The 16337-nt window shown below is 44.1% G+C and carries 13 protein-coding genes, 1 tRNA gene and 2 rRNA genes; 4 read left to right on the top strand and 12 right to left on the bottom strand.

The window, feature by feature from the left end; genetic code table 11:
• The 4 genes from N0824_RS10745 to N0824_RS10730 all read right to left on the bottom strand — a co-directional run bounded on the left by N0824_RS10745 (position 1) and on the right by N0824_RS10730 (position 6524).
• Positions 1–600: a J domain-containing protein gene (locus N0824_RS10745; RefSeq protein WP_046663497.1), complete on the bottom strand. Its 600-nt coding sequence runs from the start codon at positions 598–600 to the stop codon at positions 1–3.
• Positions 601–833: 233 nt separating this feature from the next.
• Positions 834–4397 carry a methionine synthase gene (gene metH, locus N0824_RS10740; RefSeq protein ID WP_108936764.1) on the bottom strand — a complete coding sequence of 1188 codons (3564 nt, stop codon included), beginning with the start codon at positions 4395–4397 and terminating at the stop codon, positions 834–836.
• A gap of 138 nt (positions 4398–4535) precedes the next feature.
• Positions 4536–5699 (bottom strand): SpoIID/LytB domain-containing protein, encoded by a 1164-nt coding sequence (locus tag N0824_RS10735; RefSeq protein ID WP_108936763.1) that lies wholly within the window; start codon positions 5697–5699, stop codon positions 4536–4538.
• Positions 5700–5903: 204 nt separating this feature from the next.
• Entirely contained in the window at positions 5904–6524 is a 621-nt protein-coding gene (locus N0824_RS10730; protein ID WP_108936762.1) for a type I restriction endonuclease, read from the bottom strand.
• A gap of 467 nt (positions 6525–6991) precedes the next feature.
• On the opposite strand from N0824_RS10730, the gene N0824_RS10725 reads away from it, so the two are divergent.
• Both N0824_RS10725 and N0824_RS10720 read left to right on the top strand, forming a co-directional pair.
• The gene (locus N0824_RS10725; protein ID WP_108936761.1) at positions 6992–8101 is read left to right on the top strand and encodes an S-(hydroxymethyl)glutathione dehydrogenase/class III alcohol dehydrogenase; all 1110 of its coding nucleotides are present in this window, start codon (positions 6992–6994) and stop codon (positions 8099–8101) included.
• Positions 8102–8153: 52 nt separating this feature from the next.
• Positions 8154–8567, top strand: a complete 414-nt coding sequence (locus N0824_RS10720) for a nuclear transport factor 2 family protein (RefSeq protein ID WP_108936760.1) — start codon at positions 8154–8156, stop codon at positions 8565–8567.
• On the opposite strand, the gene N0824_RS10715 is transcribed toward N0824_RS10720, so the two are convergent.
• Positions 8564–8998 (bottom strand): hypothetical protein, encoded by a 435-nt coding sequence (locus N0824_RS10715; protein WP_108936759.1) that lies wholly within the window; start codon positions 8996–8998, stop codon positions 8564–8566. The genes N0824_RS10720 and N0824_RS10715 overlap by 4 nt on opposite strands.
• A 428-nt stretch (positions 8999–9426) precedes the next feature.
• Between N0824_RS10715 and mrdA the strand changes: the two genes are divergently transcribed.
• Positions 9427–11301, top strand: coding sequence for a penicillin-binding protein 2 (gene mrdA / locus N0824_RS10710; protein ID WP_108936758.1), 1875 nt, complete (start codon positions 9427–9429; stop codon positions 11299–11301).
• A 203-nt stretch (positions 11302–11504) separates the two neighbouring features.
• On the opposite strand, the gene N0824_RS10700 is transcribed toward mrdA, so the two are convergent.
• The 5 genes from N0824_RS10700 to N0824_RS10680 all read right to left on the bottom strand — a co-directional run bounded on the left by N0824_RS10700 (position 11505) and on the right by N0824_RS10680 (position 15463).
• A tRNA-Ser gene (locus tag N0824_RS10700) sits at positions 11505–11596 on the bottom strand.
• A gap of 61 nt (positions 11597–11657) precedes the next feature.
• Complete coding sequence (locus N0824_RS10695) at positions 11658–12377, bottom strand: DevA family ABC transporter ATP-binding protein (protein WP_108936757.1); 720 nt, start codon at positions 12375–12377, stop codon at positions 11658–11660.
• Positions 12378–12395: 18 nt separating this feature from the next.
• Entirely contained in the window at positions 12396–13568 is a 1173-nt protein-coding gene (gene devC / locus N0824_RS10690) for an ABC transporter permease DevC (protein WP_108936756.1), read from the bottom strand.
• Positions 13569–13575: 7 nt separating this feature from the next.
• Positions 13576–14859, bottom strand: coding sequence for an efflux RND transporter periplasmic adaptor subunit (locus N0824_RS10685; protein ID WP_108936755.1), 1284 nt, complete (start codon positions 14857–14859; stop codon positions 13576–13578).
• Positions 14860–14890: 31 nt separating this feature from the next.
• Positions 14891–15463 (bottom strand): TetR/AcrR family transcriptional regulator, encoded by a 573-nt coding sequence (locus tag N0824_RS10680; RefSeq protein WP_108936754.1) that lies wholly within the window; start codon positions 15461–15463, stop codon positions 14891–14893.
• 135 nt (positions 15464–15598) lie between these two features.
• On the opposite strand from N0824_RS10680, the gene N0824_RS10675 reads away from it, so the two are divergent.
• Positions 15599–15889 carry a DUF2288 domain-containing protein gene (locus N0824_RS10675; RefSeq protein WP_108936753.1) on the top strand — a complete coding sequence of 97 codons (291 nt, stop codon included), beginning with the start codon at positions 15599–15601 and terminating at the stop codon, positions 15887–15889.
• 50 nt (positions 15890–15939) lie between these two features.
• Here the strand turns inward: N0824_RS10675 and rrf are convergent.
• Positions 15940–16057 (bottom strand): 5S ribosomal RNA (gene rrf / locus N0824_RS10670).
• A 56-nt stretch (positions 16058–16113) separates the two neighbouring features.
• A 23S ribosomal RNA gene (locus N0824_RS10665) occupies positions 16114–16337 on the bottom strand; the annotation flags it as partial.

Here is a 16337-nt window from a genome sequence, read left to right as displayed (position 1 = left end):
TTATTTTATCTCCGTGGTGATAGACTTATACATCACAGTCAAACGATCAAAGATGTGAGAGTTTCCTGTTTCTTGGTTATCGGGATGATAGATCTTAGAAAGACGATAATAAGCATTTTTAATGTCTTCCTTGCTGGCAGTGTTTGGATCAAGATCGAAAACACGATAGGGACGAAAGTATTTAAAAATATTGATACCGTTGATACAATCTTTCCCCTGTTCGTAATCTTCTTCGGGAAGAATACCGATATATTTCCTGTAGATAACCTCCCAACTTTCTCGCTGAGATAAATTGATGTTATCAAAGGCTCTAGTAGCCATTTGAAACATACTCGATTTTTTTAATTCTGTGGTATTGTTAACCTCAAAATAGGCATAAACTGCCTGTTTAAGTTGCGTTAGAGTTAAAGGTTTAACTTTTTTAACTGTAGTGGTCGCTGTAGTTTTTGATTTAGTTAACGATGGTTTGGGAGACTTTTTACGGTGGTTTTTGATGACAAAATCGGCAAAATCTTCGAGAATACGACTTTCGATCGAGTATTGCTCACAGATATGACTAATCTGCTCTAAAATGAGCGAGTTAAGAGGATTAGTGGTCATAATTTCCCTAAGAAGCTGCAAAAAATAAGCCTTTCCTATCAAGATGAAGTGTAGGCTAATTTGGTATGAACGACCGACGACTGACTCCCGAAAACTTCCTATCTTAAATTAATGCCACTGCTGTGGCCACTTTGTCAAGTGGTTAATCATAAAAAAAATTGCTGGGATATTATAGATCTAAGTCGATAATTGAAATGAAAACTCAAATCTGATTACTGATAACTGATCACTGATTAGGTACTAAAGTATTTAGCGGTGGGGTGATAGGTGATAATGGCGGTGGTGGATTGTTCTGGGTACAATTGTTCGCTTTCGTCCATATACATCCCAATGCGATCGCATCCTAACAGATCTAGTTGCTTGTATTGGTCCTGAATATTAGGACAAGCGGGATAGCCGAAACTATAGCGAGAACCCTGGTAACGCTGTTGTAGTATATCGCGGATATTATCGGGATCGAACTCTGCAAAACCTAACTCGCGACGGATGCGGGTGTGGGTCCATTCGGCCATGGCTTCGGCGGTTTGCACAGCCATACCGTGATAATAGAGGTATTCGGTATATTCGTTGGCATCAAAGAGAGATTTAGCGTATTCCGTGGCGATTTCCCCCACCGTCACCGCTTGCATCGGGAAAACGTCGATAATACCGGATTCCTGCGGGGCGAAAAAGTCAGCAATACAGAGACGACGACCAGATTTCTGGCGAGGAAACTCAAAAATGGCGATCGGTTGCAGATTTTCGGGTTTTTCGCCTGCTTGTATCGATTCGGGATCGTAAATTAACAGGGAATTACCGGAGGATTGACAGGGAAAATAACCATAAATTAATGTGGGGTTTAGTAAATTTTCCTTGACAATTTTCTCTTTCCATGCTGCTAGAATTGGATGAACTTTTTCCTGTAAAAACTGGTCGTATTCTTGCTTCGATTGGCTTTTTGGTTTGCGGAATTGCCATTGACCGACAAATAAAGCTTGTAGGTCCAAATACCAGAAAACCTCCTCGATGGGAATTTCTGCGGCTGTTAATATTTTAGTACCCCAGAAGGGCGGTGTTGGTCGGGTAATATCAACTGCCACCGCTTCGGACCGACGGGTATCAATAACTAATTCTTGGTTGACGCTGCCATCAGTAAAAATAGTATCGGGATTAACCTCTAATTCTTCGGCAACAACCGGGGTTTTTTCTGCCTCGGCAAACTCCGCTAAAAAGCCTTTACTATCATCCCATTGACCCCCAGCTTTAGCGGGCATTAATTTATCCATAAAATGCAGGTCAGAGAAGGCATCTTTACCATAGATAACCTGTCCCTTGTAGGTTTTTTGACAGTCATCATGGACAAATTTGGGAGTTAAAGCTGCCCCACCAAGAATAACAGGAACAGTGATTCCTTTTTCGTTAAAAACCTCCAGATTTTCCTTCATAAAAGCCGTTGATTTCACTAATAAACCGCTCATAGCGATACAATCGGCCTTATGTTCTTTGTAGGCTTCGATGATATTTTCTACGGGTTGTTTAATGCCCAAGTTAATCACCCTATAGCCGTTATTAGTCAAGATAATATCAACTAAATTTTTACCAATATCGTGAACATCCCCTTTAACTGTTGCGATAATAAAAGTACCTTTGGCATTATTATCCCCCTCTTTTTTCTCCATAAAGGGTTCTAAAAAAGCCACGGCCGCTTTCATAGTTTGGGCCGATTGAAGAACAAAAGGTAACTGCATTTGTCCCGAACCAAATAACTCACCCACTACCTTCATCCCATCCAGGAGGAAAATATTAATAATATCTAGGGGTGGATAGTCCTGTAAAGCTTGCTTTAAAGCCTCTTCCAGTCCCAATCTTTCCCCATCAATAATATGCTGTTTTAAGCGTTCCTCCACGGGTAAATTAGCATTACTAGAGGGGTCTTTTTTAGTAGTTTTCCCCGCAAATAATTCGGTTAATTTGGTCAGGGGATCATAAACACAGATATCGCCATCAAAACGACGATTATCATAGATTAAATCCCGACAAATTTGCTGATATTCTGGTTCAATTTTTGCCAGAGGAAGAATCTTATTGGCGCTGACGATTGCGCCATCCATCCCCACCTGCATCGCTTCGTGAAGGAAGACGGAATTTAATACCTGACGCGCTGCCGGATTCAACCCAAAAGAGATATTAGACACACCTAAAAGAATATGACATTCGGGCAGTTCTTGGCGAATTCGACGCATGGCTTCTATAGTAGCCTTGCCATTTTCTCGGTCTTCTTCGATACCGGTAGAAATCGGTAAAGCTAGAGGATCAAAAAAGATTTCGTAGGGAGGAATTCCGTATTCTATCGCCCCATAATAGGCCCGTTTAGCTATCTGGAATTTTTTCTCGGCAGTGCGTCCCATTCCTTCTTCATCAATGGTTCCAATTACTACCCCCGCGCCGTATTTTTTCGCTAAATCCAAGACTTGATAAAAACGCGGTTCCCCGTCTTCGTAGTTAGTAGAGTTGAGGATACATTTACCCCCCGCTACTTTTAACCCCGCTTCCATTTTTTCCCATTCGGTGGAATCTAACATTAAAGGTAGGGTGACATTATTAACTAAACGAGAGGCTAATTGGTGCATATCGCGCACCCCATCCCGGCCCACATAATCGACGTTGACATCGAGAATATGCGCTCCTTCTTTTACCTGAGCTTTCGCCATCGATACTAAACTATCCCAGTCTTCAACATTGAGAAGTTCCCGACATTTTTTAGAACCACTGGCGTTTAATTTTTCCCCGACAATCAGGAAAGAATTATCTTGAATATAGGGTTGGGTACTATAAATAGAAGCGGCGGAGGGTTCATAATGATAATGACGAGATTTCGGAGTTAAACCCTGACTTAGTTCCGCTAAAGCTTGGATATGGTCGGGACGAGTGCCACAACAACCGCCGATAATTTGTACTCCCAAATCTTCGATAAAGTGCATTAAAGCCATTTTTAATTCTACGGGAGTGAGGCGATAATGCGCTTGACCGCCGACATTTTCCGGTAAACCAGCGTTAGGAATACAAGAAACAATAAAAGGGGAATTTTCCGAGAGATATTTAATATGGGGTTTCATTAAATCTGGACCAGTGGCGCAGTTAAGTCCCAAAATATCAATTTTATAGGGTTGTAAAATAGAGACAACGGCGTTAATTTCCGTTCCTACTAACATCGTTCCCATGGTTTCCATCGTCACCGAAACCATCAGGGGCAATCGTTGACCTTTTTTCTGAAATACTTCTTCAATAGCATTTAAAGCCGCTTTAATTTGCAGGACATCCTGACAGGTTTCTACTAATAATAAATCTGCCCCGCCATCGTACAGGCCCTCTACCTGTTCCACATAGGCATTTTTGAGGGTATCAAAGTCAATATGACCCAAGGTGGGCAGTTTTGTCCCCGGTCCCATGGAACCCGCCACAAAACGGGGTTTTTCGGGGGTAGAGTATTTATTAGCGCAAGCCTTGGCCAGTTCGGCGGCGGTTTTGTTGAGATAATAGGCTTGGTCGGCTAAATCGTACTCGGCTAAAACTATCGAGGTTCCCCCAAAGGTGTCGGTTTCAATCACATCCGCACCCACGGCTAAAAAGGCTTCGTGGACTTTCGCTACGGCGCTAGGTTTAGTATGGACAAGATACTCGTTACAACCTTCGTATTCTGCCCCACCAAAGTCCTCGGCCGTCAGATTTTGGCTTTGTAGGGAAGTTCCCATCGCTCCATCAAAGACGAGGACGGGATGCTTGGGACCGCTGAGATAGTCGAGAAAGGGGCTATTCATAGAGAGATTTACTGCTATAGCATTTTGAAAGTTTATTCTAATACAGTTACTAGAAATCTGCTATGGTCGGCATTTCAGTGATCAGTGATCAGTTATCAGTGATCAGATTTGAGTTTTCAGTCGAGGAAGCCAATCAATCTAATTTTGTAGAACTAGACGGGCTAAACCAACTCCGGGATAATAATTACCGAGAATTTGTTGATAATCTAGGCCTTTTTCCGCTAATTTATAAGCCCCAGTTTGACTCATACCGCGACCACCGTGGGCCCAAGCGACAATTTCATCGGTGGCGGCATAAAGAGACTCGACTACACCCCCTTTATAGCTGAGAATCTGCCCAGCAGTGGCATTAACCGCCTGGTGAGTCGATTGATACTCCGAGCGAATGCCTTTATATACCTGCCAGCGTTGGCTATTGCCCAGATGAAACCAAGCATTAGCGGGGCGGATCATGTGTACTAGGGCGTAGGAACGAGCAGCGATCGCTTGTGCCTTTAAAGCTTGCATTGGCGCAGTGGAGTGCATTTCACTACCCACCACACTATAGAGATAGGCCTCTAAATTAACATGATTGACCACTAACAAGCGATCGCCTTGGGCAACCAGCAGCACTTTACCCCGATACCAACTATCATCCACATAAACTAAACCATCGGCACTGGTGGGCTGCACAAAAATCACCTCTGGCAGCGATAAATCGCCCATTTTTAAGCCATTGGCACTGGCAATGACCGGTAAACCCTCGTTAGTGGCAATCGTTTTTAAACCACGACCTTGGCGATCGGTGATCACCGCCGGCCCGTTAACTCCAATCAAAACACTGGCCACATCCCTTTTGATCGCCACGCGAATTTCTAAGACCGGCGGCCTATAATTAGCGGGAACCGCTAGAGGTTGTCTAGTCACCGGTTTGGCCGCAGCAGCGGGGGAAGTATTAGGGGAAGTATTAGGGGAATGAACCGATGCTGCTAATTTTTTCGGCGCCGAGGGGGAAGACTGGGGAGAGGGTGCTGATTTTGGAGTCGCAGAAGATTGGGGAGAGGGGGATAGTTTCGGCGATGGCGGAGTTAAGGGTGCGATCGGAGATGGGATAATAGGAGCAGGGGAGGCAGCAGTCTCTAGATTTGCCTGCGGTTGCGGGGTTTCTAGTTTTTCCTTGGCTAAATAAGTTAGGAGAATTGGCGTAAAAGTGGCGATCGATAGCAAAGGAACCGCACAATGGCGCAGCAGGGAAAAATAGGTACTAGCAGCAAATTTCATTTTAATCACACCATCTTTAATTTTCTTATCTAACTTTATCATTCCCCTCTCAGGCCGGGCAATTCTAGACAAAAACTCTTGTATTTTTGAGCTTGTCAGGACAAATCAGGCTGAAATAGTCAAGAAAAGCCGAAAAAATTCTGATAATTTTTATTTATGCCTACTGATTTGTGCCTTTCAGAGCAAATTATACAACAGAGGGAAATAGGAGAGTAATGATTCTGCTGGTACTGATTATCTTCATACTCAAATTAGCTGACAGAGATGTTTCAGGATTTTGAGAACTTCATATAAATCCCCCGGATTTCTCATGGCAAATAAACGAGAGGTTCCGTATAAAGGTTTACCGTCCCATAATAATTTAACAAATAAAAACTCGGAACCATTGGTCAACATTCCATAATTAGGACGGTTGGGATGAGGATTGACCATTAAATAAGCTAATAATTGCGGTAACCCTACTTCAACGGAATAAATAACCCGTTTTGATTCAAGAATCATTACCCATAATTGCTCTTTTAGAATTAAAGTATCTAACCTTCCTTTAATTATTAAATCTTGCTCTTCTGTAATGATTTCAACAGACTCTTCCGCTTTAATCTGAAAGGGAAATAGATAAAAGTTACCAATAAATAATAATAAATCTAAAACCGTCATCCTCACCGAAGTTTCTAAAAAGGGAGGATAATTTAATAAGTTAAAATAACCTGTTTTGATTTTATCTAACAATTCTTTTTCCTGTTCAGAGATTGCTTTTAGGTCTTGCTGCCATTCCCCAAAAAAATGCTCATCTTCTACAAACTCTAGTTGAAAATGATTAATTAAATCTCTGAGAGTGACTTCTTTTGCTTGTAAAATTTGAACCATATTTACCTCTTTAATTAACACTTACGTTAATGGTAATTTGCTATTTTTAATTTAACCAAGCAAAATATCGGTTACTGATAGTGTTAACTGCTCTAAATCATACTAAATCCGTTGAGTATGGGCTACATATCAGGACAGGCAAAAGGCAAAAGGAGCAATAGATAATCAGTCTTTAATAACCAGATTTAGTATGATATGTATAGCAGAGAACGAGTTGGTTAGGACAACCTAAATCGCTAAAATTCAGTTCTAGGAAGGATTTTCCTGCTGCTCTCTGCTGTAGCCATGATTTCCCCCTCTCAGACTAGGCAATTCTAGACAAAAACTCTCGTACTTTTGAGCTTTTCAGGACAAATCAGGGTGAGATAGTCAAGAAAAGCCGAAAAAATCCTGATAATTTTGATTTGTTATCTATAATACCCTAGTTTAATGGTATTCTACCAGAAAAAACCTATTCCTTTGAGCCTATGGATGTTCGAGCGGCAGTTGCCCTAGAAGCGGGAAAACCCCTAACTATTGAAACGGTACAATTAGCAGCACCGCAAGCGGGGGAAGTCTTAGTAGAAATCAAAGCCACGGGAGTTTGTCACACCGATGCCTATACTCTCTCTGGGGCCGATCCTGAAGGTTTATTTCCCTCAATTTTAGGCCATGAAGGGGCAGGAATCGTGGTAGAAGTGGGAGAAGGTGTCACTAGCCTGAAAGTGGGCGATCCTGTGATTCCCCTATACATTCCCGAATGTCGTCAGTGCGAATACTGTCTCAGCTTTAAAACCAATCTCTGTCAAGCGATTCGTCTTACCCAAGGTCGGGGAGTAATGCCAGATGGAACCAGTCGTTTTTCCCTCGATGGTCAGCCTCTTTATCACTACATGGGAACCTCGACTTTTTCTAACTATACCGTGCTGCCGGAGATTTCCCTAGCTAAGATTCGCCCCGATGCTCCCTTTGAAAAAGTCTGTTATATCGGCTGCGGAGTCACTACAGGTATCGGTGCGGTGATTAATACCGCTAAAGTGGAACCGGGGGCAAAAGTGGTGGTTTTTGGTCTGGGAGGTATCGGTTTAAATGTTATTCAAGGGGCCCGTTTGGTGGGGGCCGATATGATTGTCGGGGTCGATATCAATCCCCAGAAACAAGCTTTAGCGACCAAATTCGGGATGACTCATTTTGTTAATCCCCAAGAAATCGAGGGGGATTTAGTGGCCTATCTGGTGGATTTAACTAAAGGTGGGGCCGATTATAGTTTTGAGTGTATCGGCAATGTCCAGATTATGCGTCAAGCTTTGGAATGTTGCCATAAAGGTTGGGGTGTTGCCACTATTATCGGTGTAGCCGGGGCCGGCCAAGAAATTAGTACCCGTCCTTTTCAATTAGTCACCGGACGGGTCTGGAAAGGTACGGCTTTTGGTGGGGCAAGGGGTCGTACAGATGTACCAAAAATAGTCGATTGGTACATGGAGGGCAAGATTAACATTGATGATTTAATCACCCACGTTCTACCTCTGGCAAGAATTAACGAGGCCTTTGACCTGATGCGCCAAGGGGATTCTATCCGCAGTGTGATTACATTTTGAGCAGGGATAATGTTAAATTAGGTTAAGAAATACTTGACAAACTCTTAACTATATGTCTGCGCCAGTTTCCTTTCCTGAAATCTCGATCGCCGGTATCACGGAACCAATTATCTATCGCTATTTTCAAAGGCTAAACGCGGGCGAATTTGCCGAAACTGCCGGACTATTCGCCGAAGATGGCGTTTTAATCGCACCTTTCGAGGAGGGGGTGCGCGGCAGACAGGCGATCGCTAATTATCTCCATGAGGAAGTGCCAGGATTAACCGCTTTTCCCAGTCAGGGAAGCTTAGAAACCCTGGAGGATCAATCCACCCAGATTACCATCACTGGCCAAGTACAAACCCCTTTGTTTAAAGTCAATGTGCGCTGGCAATTTCAACTAACTAATTCGGGAGAAATTGCCGCTGTGGAGGTAAAACTCTTGGCTTCTCCCCAAGAATTAATCAATTTGCGCCAATTTGCCTAGGGAACGTACAGGGGTTGATTCAAGGAGCGCATTAAAGCTTTTCTGCCCAATTCTAGATCTTTTTCCCCGGGGAGCCAATCGGGATGGGCAGCCATGAGGAGACTTTCTATGGTTTCGCGATCGAATAAATGCCAGACCAAGGCGCTGTCCACCCTTGCTTCGATCGCATAACAATTACTGCTCACACAATAAATCTTGCAGCTGCCGACGATTCTTGTTAATTTTAGGCTTTCTCCCGGCTGTAGCGATCGAAACTGACCGATAACTGTTCTTAATTCCTCTATGCTAGAAACTATCAAACCGGGGATAATTACCGGCAGCTGTGGCTCTCCATTCACCCATAACCAGTAATGACGGGAAGGATCGATTCCTTCTAACCAATTGGCTGCATCGAGAGAGTAGCGGGGGGAAAGGACAAGAGCTTCTAACATAGGTCAGCAGTAGATAACAGGAGAGGGACTACAGAACTTTTAATCGGAACTATTAGCAATTCCTATCAAAGCTCTCTGACAGATTCTTACTGAGTATTTTTGAAAAATCAAGGCAAGTTAACAAAAGTTAAAATTTATCCGAGCATTTACTCCAATTTTGTTAAGATATATTGCGGATACCCTTAAATTTAGTAAACAGAGGAGCTAAATCACCTAGTATTGCGTCCTTTTCAGTAACCAGTGATCAGTAAGCAGTAACCAGTGATCAGTGAGAAGACATCAGGAAAGTGCTATTTAAAACTACTCACTTAATACTTCTTACTTAAAACTCAAATCTCATGACTGATGATTGATGACTGATCACTGATAACTGATAACTGATAACTGATAACTGCCCTAATAACTTTTAAATTTTTAACTTTAAGCAAATGCGTAATAGCGGACTCCTCTCAAAAACCAAAGTCAAACTGAAACGGAAAAAAACGCTCACCTCGCCGACGCGGCCAGCGCCGAATAAATTACAGAATAAAATCAAAGATAAGGAGCGTCTAGTCGGTCGTCAGCGTCAGTCATGGCTAATTATGGGATTAATTAGCATTGTCCTGCTAGGAGGAGTCGGCTCACGATTGGCCTATTTACAACTGCAGCAAGGACAAATTAACCGAGAAAGGGCAGAAAATAACCGGATTCGCATTATTCCCAAACCCCCAGTCCGGGGCAACTTATTCGATCGCAATGGCAAAGTTTTGGCTACGGCCCGCTTAACCCATGCGGCCTATATTTGGCCAAAATCCCAGCGTAATCCCGCCCAAAAACTCAATCTTGACCGTTTAGCCAGTATTTTAGCAATTCCCAGAAGCGATCTAGAAAAACGCATTAACGAAGCGGACGAAAACCCCTCCACCCTGATCCGGATCGCTAGGGGTTTAACTCCCTCCCAAATTATCGCCCTAGAGGAATACAAAGACGAATTAACCGGCATTGAAGTGGACGTGGAATCAGTGCGCTACTATCCCAATGGTAAAATCGGGGCGCATATTCTCGGTTATACGGGGGAACTAACCCCGGAGGAATATCAAGCCAAAAGACGACAGGGCTACCGATTGGGAGATGTCGTCGGTAAAATGGGTGTAGAAGCCGCCTACGAGTCAAAATTGCGGGGAGAATGGGGGGGAATGCAGTTAGAGGTCAACGGATCGGGACAGGTAATCCAAATTCTCGGCCAAAAAATTGCTAAACCCGGGCAAGATGTCACCCTGACACTAGATTTAAAACTCCAAAAAGCCGCCGAGGCCGCTTTAGGAAAACGCAAGGGTGCGATCGTGGCGATCGATCCCCGGGATGGTTCCGTGCGGGCCATGGTCAGTTATCCTAGTTTCGATCCCAATGTTTTCTCGGCCCCAATTACTACCGCCACTTGGAAAAAACTACAAGCGGAGGGCAACCCGTTTGTTAACCGCGCTCTCCAAGGATTTCCCCCCGCTTCCACCTTTAAAGTCGTCACTGCCACTGCCGGCATGGAATCGGGTAAATTTCCCCCCAATACGGTCTTAAATACCTTTGCCGCTCTTTATGTGGGGGGGACAGCTTTCGGGGAATGGAATCGCGCCGGTTTTGGTCCGATGGGTTTTGTCCGGGCCATGGCCATGAGTAGTAACACTTTTCACGGTCAAATAGGTCGCGGAGTGGGGGGACCGGCTTTAATTGCCATGGCCCGGCGCTACGGTTTCGGTCAGAAAACTGGGATAGAATTAGCGGAAGAAACTCCGGGGTTAATTGCCGATCGCGATTGGAAACTGCGTAATTTTAAAAACTGGGATTGGTCCGTAGGGGATACGATCAATATGTCGATCGGTCAAGGATTTACCCTGGCGACTCCCCTACAGGTAGCTGTGATGTTTGCTGTCCCCGCTAACGGCGGTTTTTTGGTGAAACCGCACCTTTTACAGGATGCCCGCAATGTTAAGGAATGGCGCAAGTCTTTGAACATGAAACCTAGCACCCTAGACACCCTGAGAAAGTCCCTGAGAGCCGTGGTAGCGGAAGGAACCGGTCGGGCCCTATCAGACCCCGCTTTACCGCCTGTAGCGGGCAAAAGCGGCACGGCAGAAGCACCTCCGGGGCAGTCCCATGCTTGGTTTGGAGCTTTCGCACCCTTCGACAAACCCGAAATTGTTGTGGTCGCCTTTGCGGAACATTCCGGCGGTGGTGGTGGTAAAGTGGCCGCACCTATGGTACGTCAGGTAATGGAGGCTTATTTTAATGTGAAGCCGAAAGAAGAAAAACCTCGACCGAAGCCCTAGAGAGTTGTGGCGGTAAGCGGCGCACGGCGCACGGTAATCCCCGTGGCCGTTGCCATTTTTTGCGCCCAAATTGCCAATATTTCAGGGTTTACGGGTTTGATAATTTGCATTCCGTCGGGGGAAGTGAGGGTGTCAATACCGCCGGACTATATAGGGATCAGAAATAATCATGGCGAGCAGTCATCGAAAATACCGAAAAAAGACGGAGAGGGAGGGATTCGAACCCTCGGTACGGTCTTACGATTCGTACAACAGATTAGCAATCTGCCGCATTCGACCACTCTGCCACCTCTCCACGATGACATTACTTTAATGTAACATGAAAGGCCTATTTTTGGCAAGTAATTTTTGGGCAGTTAATCGCTTAAACGACCATCCTCCATATTGACAATGCGATCGGCGATGTCGAGAATCCGGTTATCGTGGGTGACGAGTAAAATCGTGCAACCTTGTTCTTTTGCCAATTTCTGCATGATTTCCACCACATCGCGTCCGGATTGTTTATCTAAGGCCGCGGTCGGTTCATCAGCGAGGACTAATTTGGGATGACTGACGAGGGCGCGAGCGATCGCAACCCGTTGTTTTTGTCCCCCCGATAGATCGTGGGGATAATAATCAACGCGGTTGCCTAAACCCACTGACTCCAAAATTGCCGTGGCTTTTTGATCGAGATCTTGTTCTAAAAACTCCTCGTGCAGTTCCAAAGACATCCTAACGTTTTGTTTCGCTGTCAGGAATTTTAGTAAATTATGTGCTTGAAAAATATAGCCAATTTGTCGGCGAATTTTCAGCATTTTGCCCTTACTAATTCCTAACATTTCTTGGCCGAGAATTTTTAAACTGCCCGCTTGTGCCGATCGCAAACCTCCCATTAAACTCAATAAAGTAGTTTTCCCCGATCCCGAAGGACCAGTCATAATCACTACTTCCCCCGCTTTAATTTCCAGATCGATATCGTATAAAACCTGTTTTTTTAATTCCCCCGTGCCAAAATAGTAATTTAAGCCTTTAATGGCAATTACGGGTTCATTAGGGCTAAAATCGACTAATTCTCGCTCTTTTTGAAAAATCGGCATTATTTCACCCTTGATAGCTTAAAAAATATCGGCTGGATCTGCTGTCCTTAATTTGCCCATGGCGACAATTCCAGAGGCAATACACATAATAATTGTCAGGATTAAAACTTCGATCGCCCTAGCGGTAGTCATCACTATGGGTAAAAGTGTAGCGGAGGAAGCGAGATTATAAACACCGAGAGAGACGATAAACCCGGGTATATACCCCAAAACCGCTAGTAATAAAGCCTCTTGCATCAAAACCCCGACTAAATACCAATCACCGTAACCCATAGCTTTTAGGGTAGCGTATTCGGGTAAGTGATCGGTGACATCGGAATAGAGAATCTGATAGACAATGACGATACCGACGATAAAACCGACTACTGTACCTAAACCAAAGATAAAACCAATGGCTGTACCATTTGCCCAATAGGTTTTTTCCCTTTCAGCAAATTCTTTTAAAGTAAGGACTATTACTTCATTTTTAGGAAAAAGTGCCTGTAAATTGACCTTAACTGCTTCGATATTTGCCCCCGGTTGCAGTTTCACCAGTCCTATATCGATTTCGTGGGGTTGACGTTCGGGAAAGAGCCTTAAAAAGGTAGAATCACTGCTAATGACGTTACCATCGGCAGCAAAGGAGGCACCAAGGGTAAAAATTCCCGCTACCTGTACCTCTTTTTTATTTAACTGAACTGTCAAATCGGGGTTTTTCTGGAGTAAATCGGCAATTGGACCGAATTCTGGTCTTCCTGCTTGATCGTACAAGACGCGATTTAACATCTTTAGATCACTGGATTTTTGATTGACTTCTGGGAGGGTAAAAACCCGTTGACTGGGATCAAAACCAAAGACTAAAGTAGTTCTTTCTAGGGCAGTTTCGGGATTGCGCCACTGGGCAGAAGCAATATAAACTGGGGCTATAGATTGAATGCCCTCGACTCTTTTAGCTTGGTACAAGCGATCGCGTGAGAAACTTTTCACCGCAAAGAGGGTATCAAATTGGGGATTAATCAGGACTAAATCCGCATCGAGGACATAATGGGGTTTCACGGAAGCATCAAATAAGGCATCCCGAAACCCCAACTGTGTAAAAATTAGGAAGTCAGCAAAAGCAATCCCAGCAATAGCCACAATCAAACGGGTTTTCTCTCGCGTCACCTGTAACCAGGATAGGGGCGTTTTTTTGAATAGATGGGTTAGTTTCATGGAAAACCTACTCATTGATAGTTACAGTTACTTGGGAATTGGTTAAACCTGCCACTTTTTGACTGTTTTCGCGATCTAAGGCAATGCGGACAGAGATAACTTTGCGATCGAAGTTTTCTCCTGGTTGATTGCTGAAGATATTTTGTTGGTCAACTTTTAAGGCAATTAAGCGCACTTTTCCCCTAACTTCGCCCTTAAACGCCGATCCGGTAATCGTGGCAGTTTGTCCAGAGCGAATTTTCCCGATATCGCTTTGATAAATTTCGGCAATTACCTCCATGCGATCGGTTTCAGCAAGGTCAACAATTCCTTGATCGCTGATTTGTTCCCCGATACGGGTATTGACTTTAATCACTTTGCTGGTAATTGGCGATCGAATATAAGTCTGATTTAACTCGGTTTGGGCTTTTTTAACGGCAACTAGGGCAGCATTTACCTCCGCTTGGGCTGCCCGTACATCGACTCCCCGCACTTCCGAGACTTGATTTAAAGTGGATCTGGCCTCTTTGATCTGCTGTTGACCGGTGGATTCAATCCGGGCTAGGGTAGTCTTGGCTTCTTCTATTTCTTGTTTACCGGTGCGTTCAATCCTCTCTAGGGTAACTTTTGCTTCTGTTAGTTGTTGATTACTGGTTTCTAAATTCAGTCTTTTACTATCAAAACTAGAGGCGGAAATTGCCCCTTCTTGATAGAGTTTTTCGTGGCGATCAAATTCAGCTTTGGCATTGCGATATTCTGCTTCTAATTTAGCAATTGTCGCTTTTTGGGCAGCCCTATCCCCTTCTAATTGCGCTGTTAATCTTTGGATAGTTGTCCTTTGAGTTGCTTGATCTCCTAACCATTGTGCTTCGATTTTCCGCACGTTAGCGGCATTAGCATCGATTTCGCCGACTTTTGCCCCAGCTTTCACCTGTTCTAGTTTGGCTGCGGCTACTTTCACCTGTTCTTGTGCCTGTCGCAGGTTATCCTCTAATCTTTCCTGACTTTCGAGAATGGCGATTATTTGTCCTGTTTTGACGGTATCTCCTTCATCGACTAATAATTGCATGACTCGATCGGAATCAAGCAACATCGGGGCAGATATGCTGATAATTTCTGTCCTCGGTTCAATTCTGCCTAAAGCGGTGATTTTTTGCGGTACGGGCGACGCAATTACAGGGGTTTTGGTTTCGGGTTTGCTGGCGAATTGGGAAAGACTATAAAAGGTGGTTATTCCTAATAATCCTGTGCCTAATACTATTAACCCGATCATTAACTTTTGATTTGGTTTCACAAAAGTTTTACCTTTCATACTTTTTTAGTTAATAAGTGATTGTTGTGGGTTAACAGTTTTCCTGAAAATAAGTAGTAAGAATTTTACCTAATAATTCCATTTGTTCATCGATCGCAATCTGTTCATTGCACCACAGGCGCTCTAATATCAGTCCATTAATAACGCTGACAACTAACCAAGCTACACTCGGATCGCTAATACCTAAAATCTCGATTACTGCCTGATGATAGCGGCGATCAACGCGCTCAAAAAAATGACTACGACGCAGTTCTTCTCGTCCTTGGTATTGAGAATAATCAATCCATAAGAATAATTGTTTGATGCAGGAATCCTCTCGATTAGTCATAAATTTGCCGAGAATTTTTAGCTTTTCTGTCAGGGTTTTTCCTTGATCAATCTCGGCTTTAGCTAATAAAACATCCTGCTGGCACATCTCCTCGACTAATTGCTCGAAAAGTGCCGCTTTACTGGGAAAGTAGTGGTATAGCGTTCCCGTGGACACTCCCAATCCTTGCGCTAATTCTCTCGTCGTCATGTCAGCATAGCCTTTCTCGGCAAAGAGTTCGGCACTTTTTAAGAGGAGTTCTTTTCGGTATTGTTCTACATCTACTATCTTAGGCATAAGTTTAATATCGAACGTTCGTTATATTTTAGCTTAATATTACTATGAATGGGGAAATCGGCTGTCCCTTTGCCTGTATGCTAGAAAGAGGAGCTAATTCGTTATTGAGCGAGCTTTTTCGCAAGGATTGACAGTATGGGTAATATTCACGAGCAGTTATTAGAGGAATTAGCCGAAGTGGAGTGGAGTGACTTGATCCCCCATGCTCAAAGGGATGCGCTGATCCTGGTTTCCGATTCCCTCAATTTAATCGAAGTGGCAGAAGCGATCGCCGGTGATCGGGTTGCTCAAGTGCAGAATTGGATCGGGGAAAAACTACTAGAAAAACCGACACAAGAGCAGTTAAGCGATTGGAATTCCCATCCCGATAACCTTTTTAATACACTAATCGTGCAACCTTTTGTGTTAATTCAGGCCATAGCTTAGATAAAACCAAACCCCCCAATCTTGTCGGATTGAGGGGTAGGAAAGAATAATCCTGGCATCGAGCTATTGTCCCAGTCGGCAACCCGACAAGTATCTTGGCCACGGTGAAGTTTCACAACCGAGTTCGGGATGGAATCGGAGTGGTGCCATCACGTTAAAGACACCAGGAAGGGTAGAACCCTCAAGACTGCAAAAGCTAGGGAAAAAGTGGTGAAAAGAAGAATCAGGTCAAGCCCTCGGTCGGTTAGTACTCCTCGACTGCACTCGTTACCGAGCTTCCATCTAGAGCCTATCAACGGGTAGTCTACCCGAGACCTTACTGGCTTAATGCCATGAGAGCAATCATCTGGAGGTGGGCTTCCCACTTAGATGCTTTCAGCGGTTATCCGCTCCGCACATGGCTACCCTGCGTTTACCGTTGGCACGATAACAGGTACACCAGCGGTGC

Origin of the sequence: Microcystis sp. 0824, assembly GCF_003112475.1 — a bacterium.
GTDB classification, from domain to species: domain Bacteria; phylum Cyanobacteriota; class Cyanobacteriia; order Cyanobacteriales; family Microcystaceae; genus Microcystis; species Microcystis aeruginosa_C.
The sequence above is the reverse complement of the archived record's forward strand: the minus strand, read 5'-3'. Positions and strand labels throughout refer to the sequence as shown.